Consider the following 14,989-nt stretch of genomic DNA (forward strand, 5'->3'; position numbering starts at 1 on the left):
GGCGTCCAGGGCGACGCCCAGGGTCTGTTGGACGTCGTCGAACGGGACGCCTACGACGTGGTGCTCTGCCACGGCGTGCTGGAGTACGTGGACGACCCCGCGGGGGGCGTGGCCAACACGGTGGCCGCGCTGCGCGCCGACGGCACGCTCAGCCTGCTGGCCGCCGGCCTCGGCGGGGCCGTGCTGGCCCGCGCGCTGGCCGGGCACTTCACGGAGGCCCGCACCGCCCTGACCGATCCGGCCGGCCGCTGGGGCTCCGGCGACCCGGTACCGCGCCGCTTCACCGCCGAGCAGCTCTCCGAGCTGGTCGGCGGCGCCGGCCTCGCGGTCGGCGCGGTGCACGGCGTGCGGATCTTCGCCGACCTCGTGCCCGGGGTCCTCGTGGACACCGAGCCCGGCGCCGTGGAGGCGCTGCTGCGTCTGGAGGAGGCCGCGGCCGAGCTGCCCGCCTTCCACGCGGTCGCCACCCAGTTGCACGTCCTGGGTGAGAAGCGGGCCTAGGGCCGGCCCGCGGCCTACCGCGGGCGGAGTCGGTCACACGCCCTCCGATCCGCCGGTCGGCCCCGTATGATCAGGTGCAGGACCGGCATGGTGGACGGACCATTGGGGAATAAGGGCCTCAGTGACCGGCCCCGCGGCGGTACGGTTTTCACGCAGCGCTTCCATCGGCTGCGTCATTTCTGGGCCGTGTCCCCTGGGACGCGGTGCACAGGGCGGGTGTCACGGGGGCGATTCCCCGCCTATCCTGAAGGGGACCCCTGGTCGCCACCCCCGCGACCGACGGATGAGGAGGACTCCCGTGCCGCTCTCGGAGCACGAGCAGCGAATGCTCGAGCAGATGGAGCGAGCGCTGTACGCCGAAGATCCCAAGTTCGCGACAGCGCTTGAGGGAAGCGGACTGCGTACGTACACCCGGCGACGGGTCTACCAGGCAGTCGCAGGCATTGTGGTGGGTATCGCGCTCCTCATGACCGGTGTGATCATTCCGAACGTGCTCTGGATCAGCGTGGTGGGTTTCCTCGTCATGCTGGGATGTACGGTCCTGGTGGTCACCGGTTGGCGCAAGGCACCCAAGCCTGGCGAGCAGCCCGTCTCCGGAAGTACTGGCGGTCCGGCCCGTGGCCGGAACCGGCAGCGTCGGTCGATGATGACCCGCATCGAGGAACGGTGGCAGCGCCGCCGTGACGAGCAGGGGCACTAGACGGCCTGACCCCGGACAACGTGGGTGAGGAGATGGCCGCCATGCGGCCGTCCCCTCACTTTTCTGCGTTCCCGTACGGCATGATGATCCGATGAGTGTGCTCCCCCTGGTCTTCACCAGCGGCTGGGCCAGTGGGATCAACGCTTACGCCGTGGTCCTCCTGCTCGGCATCTTCGGCCGCACCGGCCTGACCGACGAGGTCCCCGCCTCACTGCAACGCACCGACGTACTGGTCGTCGCGGCCGTGCTGTTCCTGTGTGAGGCGATCGCCGACAAGGTCCCCTACATGGACTCCATATGGGACACCGTGCACACGGTGATCCGCCCCGTGTCCGGTGCCGTGATCGGTGCGCTGCTGGCCGGGCAGAGCGGTTCGCTCTCCGACATCACCGCCGCCGCGGTCGGCGGTTCCACAGCGCTGGCCAGCCATTTCGTCAAGGCCGGCACCCGGATGGCGATCAACACCTCGCCCGAGCCCTTCACCAATGTGGGGATGAGCATCGCCGAGGATCTCGGTGTGGCCGGACTCGTGACCTTCGCGATGTTCAATCCCGAGGCCGCCGCGATCATCGCGGCCGTGCTGCTGGCCGCCGGACTGGCCGTACTGATCTTCCTCTGGAGCCGGATTCGCCGCTTCCTGCGCCGCCGCGCCCAGCGCCGCGAGGAGAAGCGGCTGGCCGCCGGGGTCCGTGAGGCCACCGGAGCCCCACCCCGCTGACCGCAGGGCCCCCACCTGGGTCGATAGGCTCGGCCGCATGGCACGTATTGCGGTGATCGGCGCCGGCATGGGCGCGATGGCGACGGCGGCCCGGCTGGCCGTGGCGGGGCACCGGGTGACGGTGTACGAACGCGGGACGACCTACGGCGGAGCCGTGGGCCGGTACGAGCGCGAGGGCTTCGCCTTCGACACCGGGCCCGGGCTGCTGCACCTGCCGGCCGTCTACCGCGATCTTTTCGTGAAGACCGGCAAGCGGCCGCTGGAGACCTGCGTCGACATGGTCCAGGTGGACCCGGCCGTCCGGCACGTCCTCCCCCACCACGGCATCGACGTCACCCTCCCCGGCGCCTCCCGCGGCGGTGTCGCCGCCGCCCTGGAATCCGCCTTCGGCCCGGGCGCGGGCGAGCGCTGGAACGCCGTCCTGGGCCGGGCCCGCGACGCCTGGGACGCCACCCGGCGCCCGCTGCTGGAGGAGCCCCTGCGGCCCGGCGCCCGCCGGAGCCTGGGCGACGACCCCTACCCGGCCCTGCGCAGGAGCGGCCTGCTGCGCCGCCGTCCGCCGACCCTCGCCGAGGTGGCCGAACGGGAGCTGGGCGGCGCCCTCGCGGAGCTGCTGACCGGCCTGGTGCGCGGGTACGGGATCGACCCCGCCACCGCGCCCGCCTCGGCGGCCGTGCTCCCGTACATGGAGCAGACCTTCGGCAGCTGGTACGTGCGCGGCGGGATGCGGGCCCTGGCCACCGCCGTGTACGAGCGCTGCCTGGAGCGGAAGGTCGCCTTCGTCTTCGGGGCGGAGGTCCGGGAGGTCCTGGCCACGGACGGCCGGGCGGCCGGGGTCCGGCTGGCCGACGGCGGTGAGGCGGCCGCCGACATCGTGGTGTGCGGGATCGACCCCCGGCAGCTGCCGGCCGGTTCGCTGCCGTGGCCGTCGGGGGCGGTCCCCGCCCGCGGGGAGGGCGTACCGGGGCGGATCACGCTGCTGCTCGCGCTGCGCGGCCCACGCCCCGCCACGGCCGTGCACCGCACCCTGGTGCACGCCTCCGGGAGGCAGGTCACCGTCATGCGCCCGGACGATCCGGCCACCCGGCCCGACGAGGAGCACGAGGCGGTCACCGTGAGCGCCGTACCCGGCCCCGGCACCTCGGAGCCCGCCGAGCTGCTGGGCCTCGCGGAGAAGGCCGTACAGGGCCTGCGGGAGCGGCTGTTGTGGCACGAGGTGCGCACCCCGGCCGACATCGAGGCGGCGACCGGTGCGCTGGGCGGCGCGGTGCCCCCGCCCGCCCTCGCAGGGGCGGGGGGCCGGCTGCTCCAGCCGGCCAACACCACGGCCGTGCCCGGGCTGTACCTGGCGGGCGGCTGGGCCCACCCCGGCGGCGGGCTGGCGCACGCCGGGATGACCGGGGCCCTGGTGGCCGGACTGATCGTGGAGGGCGCGGAGTTCCGCGGCTCCCAGTGACCGGCGGCGGTGATCGTCAGTAGCGGTACTGCTCGTACCCGCCCTGCTGGGGGTACGGGTACTGCTGCGGCTGCTCGCCCTGGTCCTCCATCGGGTAGGACTGCCCGGCCCCGTCGGTGGACCGCTGCTGGGGGACCCAGACCCCGCCGGGCGGGGTGTCCGTGGAGTACTGCTGCTGCCCGTAGTCGGCGTACGGGGTGTAGTCGTACGGCTGGGGCGGTGCGACGCCGCCGCCGGTGCCGATGTACGGGTCCGAGTAGGCGGCGTAGACCTGCTGTTGGTCGCCGGTCGGGTAGCCGCCCGAGTAGTCGTAGCCGCCCTGGTTCTGCTGGTCGTAGTAGGCCGCGTACTGGTGGGCGTCCTGCTCGGCCGTGGTGAAGGGCGAGGCGAAGGCCGCGGTCCGGTCGACCGCGGGGGGCGCGAAACTCTGTATCCCGTAGGACCCGGTGTCCTCGGGAACCGGCTCCGTGCTGTAGACCGGCGGGGGCGCGTCCCGGAACGACCGCTCCTCGGCGGCTCCGTCCCGGTCCCCGGATCCGGACCCGTCGGCGTCCTCGTACTGCAGCGCGGTGACCTGGAGGGCCGGCTCCGGCTTGGTGCCCGAGGCCCGGCGGCGGCGCGTCTGCCGTACGGGCTCACCGCCGCGGCGCACCGCCCAGCCGGCGACGAAGCCCTTGCGGAAGGACAGCGTCACCAGGGTCTGGCCCAGGGCGAACGCCAAAGCGCCGGCGCCGATGACCGGCACCGACGGCAGTATCACGCCGGCGACCACGCCGAGGAAGCCGGCGAAGGCGAGCAGGCGCCAGCGGAGCCGGGCCTTGTACTGCATCAGGACCTCGGCAAGCAGCCACAGCGCGACGAAACCGAACGCGATGTAGAGGACCGTCATTCCCATGCATGGCCCCTCTCGGTACGGCCGCCGGCGCGGGAACGGGGACGGCCGCTCAGGCCCGCTGGTGCAGGCCCAGGTTCTCGTAGATTTCGAGAGTCGCCGTGGAATTGTTGAGCGTGATGAAGTGCAGTCCCGGGACACCCTCGGACAGCAGTCGCGCGCAGAACTCCGTGGCGAACTCGATGCCAATGGAGCGTACAGCGGCCGGGTCGTCCTTGACGGCGAGCATGCGCTCTTTCACGTCCGCGGGGAAGACCGCGTTGCTGAGTTGGGGCAGTCGGTCGAGCTGCTTGATACCCACAACAGGCATGACCTCGGGGATGATCGGGGTCTCGCAGCCCGCCTTCTCGACGCTGTCGCGCAGCCGCAGATAATTCTCGGGATCGAAGAACATCTGGGTGATCGCGTAGTCGGCACCGGCGTGACACTTGTCCACGAAGTGCCGGATGTCCGTGTCCCAGTCCGCCGAACGCGGGTGCATCTCGGGGAAGGCCGCGACGCCGACGCAGAAGTCCCCGGACTCCTTGACCAGCCGGACCAGGTCGGCGGCGTAGTGCACGCCCTCGGGGTGCGCCACCCACTCGCCCATCGGGTCGCCCGGCGGGTCTCCGCGCACGACGAGCATGTTCCGGATCCCGGCGTCCGCGAACTGCCCGATGACGTTGCGCAGCTCCGCGACCGAGTGGTCCACGGCGGTGAGGTGCGCGACGGGCGTGAGGGTGGTGTCCGCGGCGATTTCCTGGGTGGCCTTGACGGTGCCGCCGCGGGTGGAGCCGCCGGCTCCGTAGGTCACGGAGACGAAACTGGGAGATACCGCCTCGACCCGGCGCAGGGCGTTCCAGAGGTTGCGTTCACCCTTCTCCGTCTTCGGGGCCCAGAACTCGAAGGAGTACGAGCGCCCGGACGCGAGGAGGTCGCGGACCGTGTGTGCACGATCCGACCAGGTGGAAGCGGTACCAGAGGCCATGGGGGCAGGTTAGACGTGGCCCGGCGGACGCCGAAGCCTTGTCCGCCTTTTGGACACGTTTTTGGACACGTGCAGGACCGGCTCTGGCCGGAAGACGTCGGTACGGGGCAGCGCGGCCACCCGTTGGCCGGGCGGACGGGACTCAGGCGAGGCGGGCCCGGACCCGCTTGGCGAGCTCCGCGGCGGCCGCGCCGGGGTCGATGGCCTCGGTGAGAGCGCGGACGACCACGATGCGGGTGGCTCCGGCGTCCAGCACCTCGTCCAGGTTCGAGCCGTCGATGCCGCCGATGGCGAACCAGGGGCGGCCCTGTTCCAGGGAGGCCGCGTACCGGACGAGGTCCAGGCCCGGGGCGTGGCGGCCGGGCTTGGTGGGGGTGGGCCAGCAGGGGCCGGTGCAGAAGTAGTCCACGCCGGCTTCGGCGACGGCCGCGTCGACCTCGTCCTCGGCGTGGCAGGACCGGCCGACCAGCACCCGCTCGCCGAGGATGGCGCGGGCCGCGGGGACGGGAATGTCGCCCTGGCCGAGGTGCAGGACGTCGGAGCCGATGGCGTGGGCGACGTCGGCGCGGTCGTTCACGGCGAGGAGCTTGCCGTGGCGGCGGGCGGCCTCGGCGAAGACCTGGAGGTGTTCGAGCTCCTCCCCCGCCTCCATGCCCTTGTCGCGGAGCTGGACGATGTCCACGCCCGAGGAGAGCACGGCGTCGAGGAACTCGGGGAGGTCACCCTGGCGCTTGCGGGCGTCCGTGCAGAGGTAGAGCCGGGCGTCGGACAGCTGCATGGGTGTACCCCCCGTGGTGGATGCGGTGTACGGGCCGGGCCACGGCCCGTACACCGCTGTGGAGCGAAGGCGATCAGGTCAGAGGGCGAGCGCCTGAGCGCGGCGCTTCACCTCCGTGCCGCGATTCTCGCTCAGCGCCTGCACGGGGGTGCCGGGCAGGGTCGGATCCTCGGTGAAGAGCCATTCCAGGATCTCCTCCTCGGTGAAGCGGTCGTCGCGCAGCACGGTCAGCAGACCGACGAGGCCCTTGACGACCTTGTCGCCGTCGATGAAGGGGGCCGGCACCTGCAGGGAGCGGTTCTCGCCCCGGCGGACAGCGATGAGCTGCCCTTCCTTGACCATCTGGCGGACCCGGGTCACCTCGATGTTCAGCATCTCCGCGATGTCGGGGAGGTACAGCCACGAGGGGACAAGGGCATCGATCTTTGCGTCAATCTCGGTCACAGGCACAAGCCTGCCATCTCGGCTCCGCCGCCGGTACCTGAGCGGCACCGTCCGGGTCGCGGTCCGTGCCCCGGTCGGCCGTCAGGCCGGGGCCGACTTCAGCGGGACCGAGGGGTCGCCGACCTTGGCGGGGTCCAGGGGGACGCCCGTCTCGATGAGCTTGCGGCCCTGCGCCAGGTCGCGCGGACGGCCCACGGCCAGGACGGCGACCAGAGCGCCGTCGCTCAGCCAGCACGCGGACCAGGCGGGGCCGCCCGGGTCCCCGCGCAGGAGCAGGGTGTCGGCCGCGCCGTGATGGCCGGCGTACTGGACGAAGCGCCCGAACTGCTCCGACCAGAAGTACGGTACCGGGTCGTAGACCTGGGCCGGCTCCCCGGCCAGGATGTTCGCCGCGACCACCCGGGGCCCCTGCAGCGCGTTGTCCCAGTGGTGCACGAGCAGCCGCGTCCCGTACCGCCCGGACGGGAAGGAGGCGCAGTCGCCGACCGCGTACACCCCGGGCAGCGAGGTCCGCAGGTAGGCGTCCGCGGTGATCGAACCGTCCGGGCCGCGTTCCACGCCGGTCCCGTCCAGCCATCCGGTGGCGGGGCGCGCGCCGATGCCGACCACCACCGCGCCGGCGGGCAGGGCCCGCCCGTCCGCCAGCAGGACCCGCCCCTCCTCGATCCCGGCGACCTTCGCCCCGGTGATCAGCTCCGCGCCCGCCTCCTGGTACCAGCGCGCCATCGGTTCGGTGACCTCGGCGGGCAGCGCCCCCGCCAGCACCCGGTCCGCCGCCTCGACCACGGTGACCTCGCAGCCCGCCTCCCGGGCGGCGGTGGCGAACTCGGCGCCGATCCAGCCCGCCCCGACGACCACGGCCCGGGGCGACGCGGCCAGCACCGGGCGCAGCCGGGCCGCGTCGTCCAGCGTGCGCAGCAGGTGCACGCCCGGAACTCCCTCGGTGCCGGGGATGGTCAGCGGTCGCGCGCCGGTCGCCAGTACGAGGGTCCCGTACGGGACCGGTCCCGCCTCGGTGTCCAGCTCGTGGACGGCGGCGCGCAGTCCGGTGACCTCGACGCCGAGCCTGAGGTCGATGTCGAGGCCTTCGAAGTCCACGTCGAAGGCGGAGTCCTCGGCCTTGCCGAGGAGTACCGCCTTGGACAGCGGGGGCCGGTCGTAGGGCTGGTGGGGTTCGGCTCCCAGCAGGGTGACGGGGCCGGTGAAGCCCTGTTCGCGCAGGGCCACCGCGGTCTGCACCCCGGCCATTCCGGCGCCGACGATCACGATGCCGTGCTGATTCTGTTCCGTCTGCTCGCTCACGCCGCCACCCTAATCATCTGACGCTTCGTCAGGAATAGGTGCCGCCTTACCCGCGATCCACGGCCGGGTTAGTCTGGCCACCGTACCTATCGCGGGAGTCCGGCGCACCGGGCTGAGAGGGAGGCTGGCCGGCCTCCGACCGTACGAACCTGATCCGGGTCATGCCGGCGAAGGGAGGGGCTGGACGCCCATGCACTCATCCCGAACAGCTCGAAAGGGATCCGACGTCCTCGTCATCGGGGGCGGAATCATCGGCCTGGTCACCGCCTGGCGGGCCGCCGCGCGCGGACTGCGCACCGTACTCGCCGACCCCGCACCCGGCGGCGGCGCCGCCCAGGTCGCGGCCGGCATGCTCGCCCCCGTCACCGAACTGCACTACGGCGAGGAAGCCCTGCTCGGCCTCGGTCTCGCCTCCGCCGCGCGCTATCCGCAGTTCGCCGCCGAGCTCGCCGAAGCGAGCGGCGGCACGGACATCGGCTACCGCGCCTGCGGCACCCTCGCCGTCGCCCTCGACTCCGACGACCGCCTCCACCTGCGCGAACTGCACGCCCTGCAGCGCCGCTGCGGGCTGGAGTCCGAGTGGCTCACCGGCCGCGAGTGCCGCCGCCTGGAGCCCATGCTCGCCCCGGGCGTCCGCGGCGGGCTGCGCGTCGACGGCGACCACCAGGTCGACCCCCGCCGGCTCGCGGCCGCCCTGCTGGCCGCCTGCGAACGCGCCGGCGTGACCATCCACCGGGCGGGTGCGCGGCGGCTGCTCACCACCGCCGACCGGGCGACCGGCGCCCTCCTCGACGAGGGTACGGAGCTGCTCGCCGACCAGGTTGTCCTCGCCGCGGGCTCGTTCACCGGCCGACTGGCGGGCGTACCGCCAGAAGTCGTGGCTCCCGTACGGCCGGTCAAGGGACAGGTCCTGCGGCTCACGGTGCCGGCCGCCTACGCGCCGTTCCTCTCACGGACCGTACGGGCCGTCGTCCGCGGCAGCCACGTCTACCTGGTGCCGCGCGAGAACGGCGAACTCGTCGTCGGCGCCACCAGCGAGGAACTCGGCTGGGACACCACCGTCACCGCGGGCGGGGTCTACGAACTCCTGCGCGACGCCCACGAACTGGTCCCCGGCATCACCGAACTCCCGCTCACCGAGACCCGGGCGGGGCTGCGCCCCGGATCCCCCGACAACGCCCCGCTGCTCGGCCCGACCGACCTGCCGGGCCTGCACCTGGCCACCGGGCACTACCGCAACGGGGTGCTGCTGACCCCGCTCACCGGCGAGGTCCTCGCCGAGCTGCTGGCCACCGGCGACCTGCCGGAGATCGCGCGCCCCTTCACCCCCCGCCGGTTCTCCGCCGAGCGCCAGGAGTCGTACGCATGACCATCTCCGTCAACGGCGAGCTCCGCGAGGTCGCGGCCGGCGCCACCCTCGACACGGTGGTCGCCACCCTGACCTCCGCCCCCTCCGGCGTCGCGGCCGCACTCAACGAGACCGTGGTCCCGCGCGGGCAGTGGCCGGTCACCGTCGTGGGCGACGGCGACCGGGTCGAGATCCTGACCGCGGTACAGGGAGGCTGACCGACATGGCGGACGACCTCTTCACCCTGGGCGGCCGGACCTTCACCTCCCGCCTGATCATGGGCACGGGCGGGGCTCCGAGCCTGGACGTCCTGGAACGCGCCCTCGTCGCCTCCGGCACCGAACTCACCACGGTCGCGATGCGGCGGCTGGACCCCACGGTCCAGGGCTCCGTCCTGTCCGTGCTGACCAAGCTCGGCATCTCGGTCCTCCCCAACACGGCGGGCTGCTTCACGGCGGGCGAGGCCGTCCTCACCGCCCGGCTGGCCCGGGAGGCGCTCGGCACGGACTGGATCAAGCTGGAGGTGGTCGCGGACGAACGGACCCTCCTGCCCGACAGCATCGAGCTGCTGGACGCCGCCGAGATCCTCGTGGACGAGGGCTTCACGGTCCTCCCCTACACCAACGACGACCCGGTGCTCGCACGGAAGCTGGAGGACGTGGGCTGCGCGGCGATCATGCCGCTCGGGTCGCCCATCGGATCCGGCATGGGCATCCGCAACCCGCACAACTTCGAGCTGATCACGGAACGCGCGTCGGTCCCGGTCATCCTGGACGCGGGCGCGGGCACGGCGTCCGACGCGGCCCTGGCGATGGAGCTGGGCTGCGCGGCGGTGATGCTGGCCTCGGCGGTGACCCGCGCGCAGGAACCGGTCCTCATGGCGTCGGCCATGCGGGACGCCGTCTCGGCGGGCCGCCTCGCCTTCCGCGCGGGCCGCATCCCCCTGCGCCGCTTCGCGGAAGCGTCCTCCCCCACGGAGGGCCGGGCCGCCCTGGACCCGGAACGCCCGGCGTTCTGAGGAGAGGGCGGGGCGCGGGGGCTCCGGGGGCGGTGGGAGCCGCTCGGGCGGCATCGGAGCGGCTCCCGGCCACCGAAGCCCCGCCGTCCCTTCCCGGCCCCGCCCGCCCGACCCCCGCACACCGCGGCCCCGCCCCGCCCCACGTCACAGCTGCGCTGCAAGGCGACCCGCCCGGGGTGGGGGCTTCGCGGCGGCTCGTAGAATCGCCGGGTGGATACGACCCTGGATGACCCCCTCGTCGGGCGCGTGCTCGACGGCCGCTACCGCATCGACGCCCGCATCGCGGCCGGCGGCATGGCCACGGTCTACCGGGCCGTCGACACCCGCCTCGACCGGGTGCTCGCCCTGAAGGTGATGCACCCGGCCCTCGCCGCCGACGCCGCCTTCGTCGACCGGTTCATCCGCGAGGCGAAGTCGGTCGCCCGGCTCGCGCACCCGAACGTGGTCGCCGTCTTCGACCAGGGCACGGACGGGCCGTACGTGTACCTGGCCATGGAGTACGTCTCCGGCTGCACCCTGCGCGACGTGCTCCGCGAGCGCGGCGCGCTCCAGCCCCGGGCCGCCCTCGACATCCTCGAACCGGTGCTCGCCGCCCTCGGCGCCGCCCACCGGGCCGGCTTCGTCCACCGCGACATGAAGCCCGAGAACGTCCTGATCGGGGACGACGGCCGGGTCAAGGTCGCGGACTTCGGGCTGGTCCGGTCGGTCGACTCGGTGACCAGCACCACGGGCTCCGTCCTCGGCACGGTTTCCTACCTGGCCCCCGAGCAGATCGAGAACGGTACCGCCGACACCCGCGTGGACGTCTACGCCTGCGGTGTCGTCCTGTACGAGATGCTCTGCGGCTCCAAGCCCCACCTCGGCGGGACCGCCGCGCAGGTGCTCTACCAGCACCTGCACGAAGACGTCCCGCCGCCCTCCGCCGTGATCCCGGGCCTCGCGGTCGGGCTCGACGAACTGGTCGCGCAGGCCGCCGCCCGCAATCCCGATCTGCGTCCCTACGACGCGGCCGCCCTGCTCGGCCTCACCCGCGAGGTCCGCGCGCTGCTCAGCGACGCCGAACTGGACGCCGTACCGCCGCAGGCGCGCGCCGAGGAGCGCTCGTCCGCCGAGGACCGTACGGGTGTGATCCCGCGCCCGGTGGCCGTGCAGCAGCAGCCCGTGCAGCACACCTCCCGCCTGGAGATGCCGCCCGCCCCGCCCGCACCCCGCCCCGCCGGGGCCACCGCGCGGCGGCCTCGACGCGGGGTGCTGCTCGTCGTCGCGGGCGTGCTGCTCGCGCTCGGGCTGGGGGTCGGCGTCTGGTACATCAACTCCGGGCAGTTCACCAAGGTCCCCAACCTGCTCGGCAAGACCGAGGCGCAGGCGCGCTCCCAGCTGTCCGCGGCCGGGCTCGGGGTCAAGGGGGTGGACCGGAAGTTCAGCGACGCCTTCGACCGCGGGACGGTGATGAACACCGATCCGCCGGGCGGCCGGCGGATCCGCGGCAACGGCGCGGTGACCATCACCCTCTCCCGCGGCCCCGAGGTCGTGGCCGTCCCCAACCTGAAGGGCCGGCCCCTGGAGGAGGCGAAGGCCGAGCTGACGCGGTCCGGGCTGGCGCCCGGCATGGTGACGCAGGCCTTCAGCCAGGACATCGCCCAGGGTTCGGTGATCAGCACGAATCCGGCGGGCGGCGAGAAGCGGGCGCCCGACACGGCGGTCTCGCTCGTCGTCAGCAAGGGCCGACCGGTGCCGGTCCCGAGCGTGACCGGGGTCCCCCTCGACCAGGCGAAGGCGGCTCTGGAGGCCCTGGGCCTCAAGGTCGCGACGGCCCCCGAGCAGGTCAACGCCCCCTTCGCGGCCGGTACGGTCGCCAACCAGTCGGTCGGCGCCGGCACTCAGGCCGCGGCGGGGGACACGGTCACGCTGACCGTGTCCAAGGGTCCTCGGCAGGTCCCGGTCCCGAACGTGACCGGCCAGGACGTGGACGCGGCCCGCAAGGCGCTGGAGGCCGCCGGCTTCAAGGTGAAGGTGGACCGGCCGCTGATCTCCTTCAGCAACACGATCGACACCCAGTCGGTGCCGGCCGGGCAGAACGCCCCCGAGGGCAGCACGATCACCATCAAGACCAAGGGGCTGTAAGCCGTCGTGATGCGCAATCCAGTGGGCGGGCACGTCCCCGTTGCCGGGGGGCTCGCCTCGGTCGGCCTGGCCTACGCCCGGGAGATGGGGGCGGAGGCCGTCCAGGTCTTCGTCGCCAATCCGCGGGGCTGGGCCACGCCGGTCGGCAATCCGGCGCAGGACGAACGGTTCCGGGCGCAGTGCGCGGCCGAGTCCGTCCCGGCCTACGTGCACGCCCCGTACCTGATCAACTTCGGCTCGCACACCGAGGCGACCGTGGAGAAGTCGGTGGAGTCGCTGCGCCACTCGCTTCGCCGCAGCCGGGAGATCGGCGCCCTCGGGGTGGTCGTGCACACCGGGTCGGCGACCGGGGGCCGCCCCCGTGAAGTGGCGTACGCGCAGGTCAGGAAGCACATGCTGCCGCTGCTGGACGAGCTGACGCACGACGACGACCCGTTCCTGCTGCTGGAGTCCACGGCCGGGCAGGGCTCCTCACTGTGCTCGCTCGCCGAGGACTTCGGCCCGTACTTCGAGGCGCTCGACCACCATCCGAAGCTGGGCATCTGCCTGGACACCTGCCACATCTTCGCGGCCGGTCACGACCTGGCCGAGCCGGGCGGGCCGAAGCTGATGCTGGACCTGCTCGTGGACACGGTGGGCGAAGGCCGGCTGAAGCTGGTCCACGCGAACGACTCCAAGGAGGGCGTCGGCGCCCACAAGGACCGGCACGCCAACATCGGCCAGGGGCACATCGGCCGGGACGCCTTCGCGGAGCTGATCACGCATCCCGCGATGGACGGCGTACCGCTGATCATCGAGACGCCCGGCGGCAAGGAAGGGCACGCGGCGGACGTGGCGCTGCTGAAGGAGCTGCGCGGCCCGCGGTGATCCGATGATTCCTTGAGGCGTACCACCCCGGGGGGCCTACGGTCTCCGTCATTCGACGGGACGGTTGCCGGCGTTCCCACGCGGTTGTTCTTCGGCTACGCGCCCACCGTGCGGGGGATCCGCGCCGCCGGCTCGGCCTCCGTACCGCCATCCAGGTGACGCCGGCGGCGGACACCCATGCGATCGCGCCTACAGTTCGGGGCCCTCCCCGGGCTCCTCCTGGTACGAATAGCGCTGCTCGCGCCACGGGTCGCCGATGTTGTGGTAGCCGCGCTCCTCCCAGAAGCCGCGGCGGTCGGCGGTCATGTACTCGATGCCGCGGACCCACTTGGGGCCCTTCCAGGCGTACAGGTGCGGAACCACCAGCCGTACCGGGAACCCGTGCTCGGCGGTGAGCAGTTCACCGCCCTCGTGGGTGGCGAAGACGGTCCGGTCGGAGGCGAAGTCGGCCAGGCGCAGGTTGGAGCTGAAGCCGTACTCGGCCCAGACCATCACATGGGTGACCTGCGGCGCGGGGGGTGCCAGGGCGAGGATCTCACGGGCGAGCACACCGCCCCATTCGGCGCCCTGCATGCTGAACTTCGTGACGCAGTGCAGATCTGCCACGACGGAGTCGAACGGCAGGGCCGTGAACTCCTCGTGGTTCCAGCAGTGCTTGTCCCCGTCGGCCGTCGCGCCGAAGACGCGGAACTCCCAGCGGTCCGGCTTGAACTTGGGTACGGGCCCGTAGTGGGTGACCGGCCAGCCCCTCTGCAGCCGCTGCCCCGGTGGAAGCTCCAGCTGCTCTGCTCCCGGAGATTCCCGGCTTTCCGGCTGACCCATGACTCCATGGTGACAGACTGGGCAGGGTGGTCATGACCAGGCCTGGACCGATTCGGGCAAGTCACGGTAACTCCCACTAAGGAGGCACTTACTGGACGGTCCCCGGCGGCGGTGCGAGGATGCGCGCAACTGCCCCGTCACATAGCTGACATTGCCTGGAAGGAGCCTCTGCGATGCAGGGCGACCCCGAGGTCCTTGAGTTTCTGAACGAGCAGCTGACCGGCGAGCTGACGGCCATCAACCAGTACTGGCTGCACTACCGCATCCAGGACAACAAGGGCTGGACCAAGCTCGCCAAGTACACGCGTGAAGAGTCCATCGACGAGATGAAGCACGCGGACAAGATCACCGAGCGCATCCTGATGCTCGACGGCCTGCCGAACTATCAGCGCCTCTTCCATGTGCGCGTCGGGCAGACGCTCACGGAGATGTTCCAGGCGGACCGCCAGGTCGAGGTCGAGGCCATCGACCGGCTCAAGCGGGGTATCGAGGTCATGCGCGGCAAGGGTGACATCACCTCGGCCCGGCTCTTCGAGGAGATCCTGGAGGACGAGGAGCACCACATCGACTACCTCGACACCCAGCTGGAGCTCATCGAGTCCCTGGGCGAACCGCTCTACATCGCGCAGCTGATCGAACAGCCGAGCTGACCGGCTCTAGGCCGCTTCCGCCAGCTCCGCCGAACGGGCCGCGCCCGGCTCCGCGGCGAGTACGGCCGTCGTCCGGCCCTTCTCCAGCAGTTCCCGGCGGGGGCACGCCCCACGGCCGAGGATGCCCTGGATGGTGCGCACGCACGATCCGCAGTCGGTGCCGGCCTTGGTGGCCGAAGCGATCTGGCGGGGGGTGCAGGCGCCGGCCGCCGCGTGCTCCTTGACCTGCTTGTCGGTGACACCGAAGCAAGAGCAGACGTACACGCGGTTCACCTCCCTGGGCGGAATGGTTCTGCGGTTCAGCGGCCATCCCCGATTCGGTGAGGCTTACCTAACCGTACCCAAAGTTAGGGTGGCCTAAAAGCCCCTGGCACGAGGATGGGGCGCGGATCACATCGATCC

The 14,989-nt window shown here is 72.3% G+C and carries 17 protein-coding genes and 1 riboswitch; of the genes, 10 read left to right on the top strand and 7 right to left on the bottom strand.

The window, feature by feature from the left end:
- The 4 genes from ACWGIU_RS10625 to ACWGIU_RS10640 all read left to right on the top strand — a co-directional run.
- Nucleotides 1–501: SAM-dependent methyltransferase (locus ACWGIU_RS10625; protein ID WP_453704372.1), on the top strand; the 501-nt coding region annotated here is incomplete at its 5' end.
- 298 nt (nucleotides 502–799) lie between these two features.
- Nucleotides 800–1,201, top strand: a complete 402-nt coding sequence (locus ACWGIU_RS10630; protein ID WP_301371672.1) for a DUF3040 domain-containing protein — start codon at nucleotides 800–802, stop codon at nucleotides 1,199–1,201.
- A 91-nt stretch (nucleotides 1,202–1,292) separates the two neighbouring features.
- Nucleotides 1,293–1,919, top strand: coding sequence for a DUF4126 domain-containing protein (locus tag ACWGIU_RS10635; RefSeq protein WP_453704374.1), 627 nt, complete (start codon nucleotides 1,293–1,295; stop codon nucleotides 1,917–1,919).
- Nucleotides 1,920–1,956: 37 nt separating this feature from the next.
- A complete protein-coding gene (locus ACWGIU_RS10640; protein ID WP_453704376.1) occupies nucleotides 1,957–3,375 on the top strand; it encodes a phytoene desaturase family protein in 1,419 nt (472 codons plus the stop codon).
- A gap of 16 nt (nucleotides 3,376–3,391) precedes the next feature.
- On the opposite strand, the gene ACWGIU_RS10645 is transcribed toward ACWGIU_RS10640, so the two are convergent.
- The 5 genes from ACWGIU_RS10645 to ACWGIU_RS10665 all read right to left on the bottom strand — a co-directional run bounded on the left by ACWGIU_RS10645 (nucleotide 3,392) and on the right by ACWGIU_RS10665 (nucleotide 7,758).
- Complete coding sequence (locus ACWGIU_RS10645; RefSeq protein ID WP_453704378.1) at nucleotides 3,392–4,270, bottom strand: hypothetical protein; 879 nt, start codon at nucleotides 4,268–4,270, stop codon at nucleotides 3,392–3,394.
- A 49-nt stretch (nucleotides 4,271–4,319) separates the two neighbouring features.
- Nucleotides 4,320–5,234, bottom strand: coding sequence for a methylenetetrahydrofolate reductase [NAD(P)H] (metF, locus tag ACWGIU_RS10650; protein ID WP_389113670.1), 915 nt, complete (start codon nucleotides 5,232–5,234; stop codon nucleotides 4,320–4,322).
- Nucleotides 5,235–5,376: 142 nt separating this feature from the next.
- Nucleotides 5,377–6,012 carry a thiamine phosphate synthase gene (gene thiE, locus ACWGIU_RS10655; RefSeq protein WP_453704381.1) on the bottom strand — a complete coding sequence of 212 codons (636 nt, stop codon included), beginning with the start codon at nucleotides 6,010–6,012 and terminating at the stop codon, nucleotides 5,377–5,379.
- A 78-nt stretch (nucleotides 6,013–6,090) separates the two neighbouring features.
- Nucleotides 6,091–6,456, bottom strand: a complete 366-nt coding sequence (locus ACWGIU_RS10660; protein WP_030724382.1) for an Rv2175c family DNA-binding protein — start codon at nucleotides 6,454–6,456, stop codon at nucleotides 6,091–6,093.
- A gap of 81 nt (nucleotides 6,457–6,537) precedes the next feature.
- Nucleotides 6,538–7,758: an NAD(P)/FAD-dependent oxidoreductase gene (locus tag ACWGIU_RS10665; RefSeq protein ID WP_453704383.1), complete on the bottom strand. Its 1,221-nt coding sequence runs from the start codon at nucleotides 7,756–7,758 to the stop codon at nucleotides 6,538–6,540.
- An 81-nt stretch (nucleotides 7,759–7,839) separates the two neighbouring features.
- Nucleotides 7,840–7,951: riboswitch (TPP riboswitch) on the top strand.
- On the opposite strand from ACWGIU_RS10665, the gene thiO reads away from it, so the two are divergent.
- From thiO to ACWGIU_RS10690, 5 genes are all read left to right on the top strand, one after another.
- Nucleotides 7,949–9,127 carry a glycine oxidase ThiO gene (gene thiO, locus ACWGIU_RS10670; RefSeq protein WP_453704385.1) on the top strand — a complete coding sequence of 393 codons (1,179 nt, stop codon included), beginning with the start codon at nucleotides 7,949–7,951 and terminating at the stop codon, nucleotides 9,125–9,127. Its footprint overlaps the riboswitch before it by 3 nt.
- Entirely contained in the window at nucleotides 9,124–9,324 is a 201-nt protein-coding gene (thiS, locus tag ACWGIU_RS10675) for a sulfur carrier protein ThiS (RefSeq protein WP_453704386.1), read from the top strand. Before thiO ends, thiS begins: the two co-directional genes overlap by 4 nt.
- A gap of 5 nt (nucleotides 9,325–9,329) precedes the next feature.
- The gene (locus tag ACWGIU_RS10680) at nucleotides 9,330–10,124 is read left to right on the top strand and encodes a thiazole synthase (RefSeq protein WP_453704388.1); all 795 of its coding nucleotides are present in this window, start codon (nucleotides 9,330–9,332) and stop codon (nucleotides 10,122–10,124) included.
- Between the two features lie 210 nt (nucleotides 10,125–10,334).
- Nucleotides 10,335–12,248: a Stk1 family PASTA domain-containing Ser/Thr kinase gene (pknB, locus tag ACWGIU_RS10685; protein WP_453704390.1), complete on the top strand. Its 1,914-nt coding sequence runs from the start codon at nucleotides 10,335–10,337 to the stop codon at nucleotides 12,246–12,248.
- Between the two features lie 9 nt (nucleotides 12,249–12,257).
- Nucleotides 12,258–13,115: a deoxyribonuclease IV gene (locus ACWGIU_RS10690; protein ID WP_453704392.1), complete on the top strand. Its 858-nt coding sequence runs from the start codon at nucleotides 12,258–12,260 to the stop codon at nucleotides 13,113–13,115.
- A 189-nt stretch (nucleotides 13,116–13,304) separates the two neighbouring features.
- On the opposite strand, the gene ACWGIU_RS10695 is transcribed toward ACWGIU_RS10690, so the two are convergent.
- Entirely contained in the window at nucleotides 13,305–13,937 is a 633-nt protein-coding gene (locus ACWGIU_RS10695; RefSeq protein WP_365275063.1) for a sulfite oxidase-like oxidoreductase, read from the bottom strand.
- 173 nt (nucleotides 13,938–14,110) lie between these two features.
- Here ACWGIU_RS10695 and bfr point away from each other — a divergent pair, with 173 nt between their 5' ends.
- Complete coding sequence (bfr, locus tag ACWGIU_RS10700) at nucleotides 14,111–14,587, top strand: bacterioferritin (protein WP_030010525.1); 477 nt, start codon at nucleotides 14,111–14,113, stop codon at nucleotides 14,585–14,587.
- Nucleotides 14,588–14,593: 6 nt separating this feature from the next.
- Here the strand turns inward: bfr and ACWGIU_RS10705 are convergent, their stop codons facing one another.
- Nucleotides 14,594–14,851: a (2Fe-2S)-binding protein gene (locus ACWGIU_RS10705; RefSeq protein ID WP_453704394.1), complete on the bottom strand. Its 258-nt coding sequence runs from the start codon at nucleotides 14,849–14,851 to the stop codon at nucleotides 14,594–14,596.
- Nucleotides 14,852–14,989 lie beyond the last annotated feature (138 nt).

The organism is Streptomyces sp. NPDC054840 (assembly GCF_053611065.1).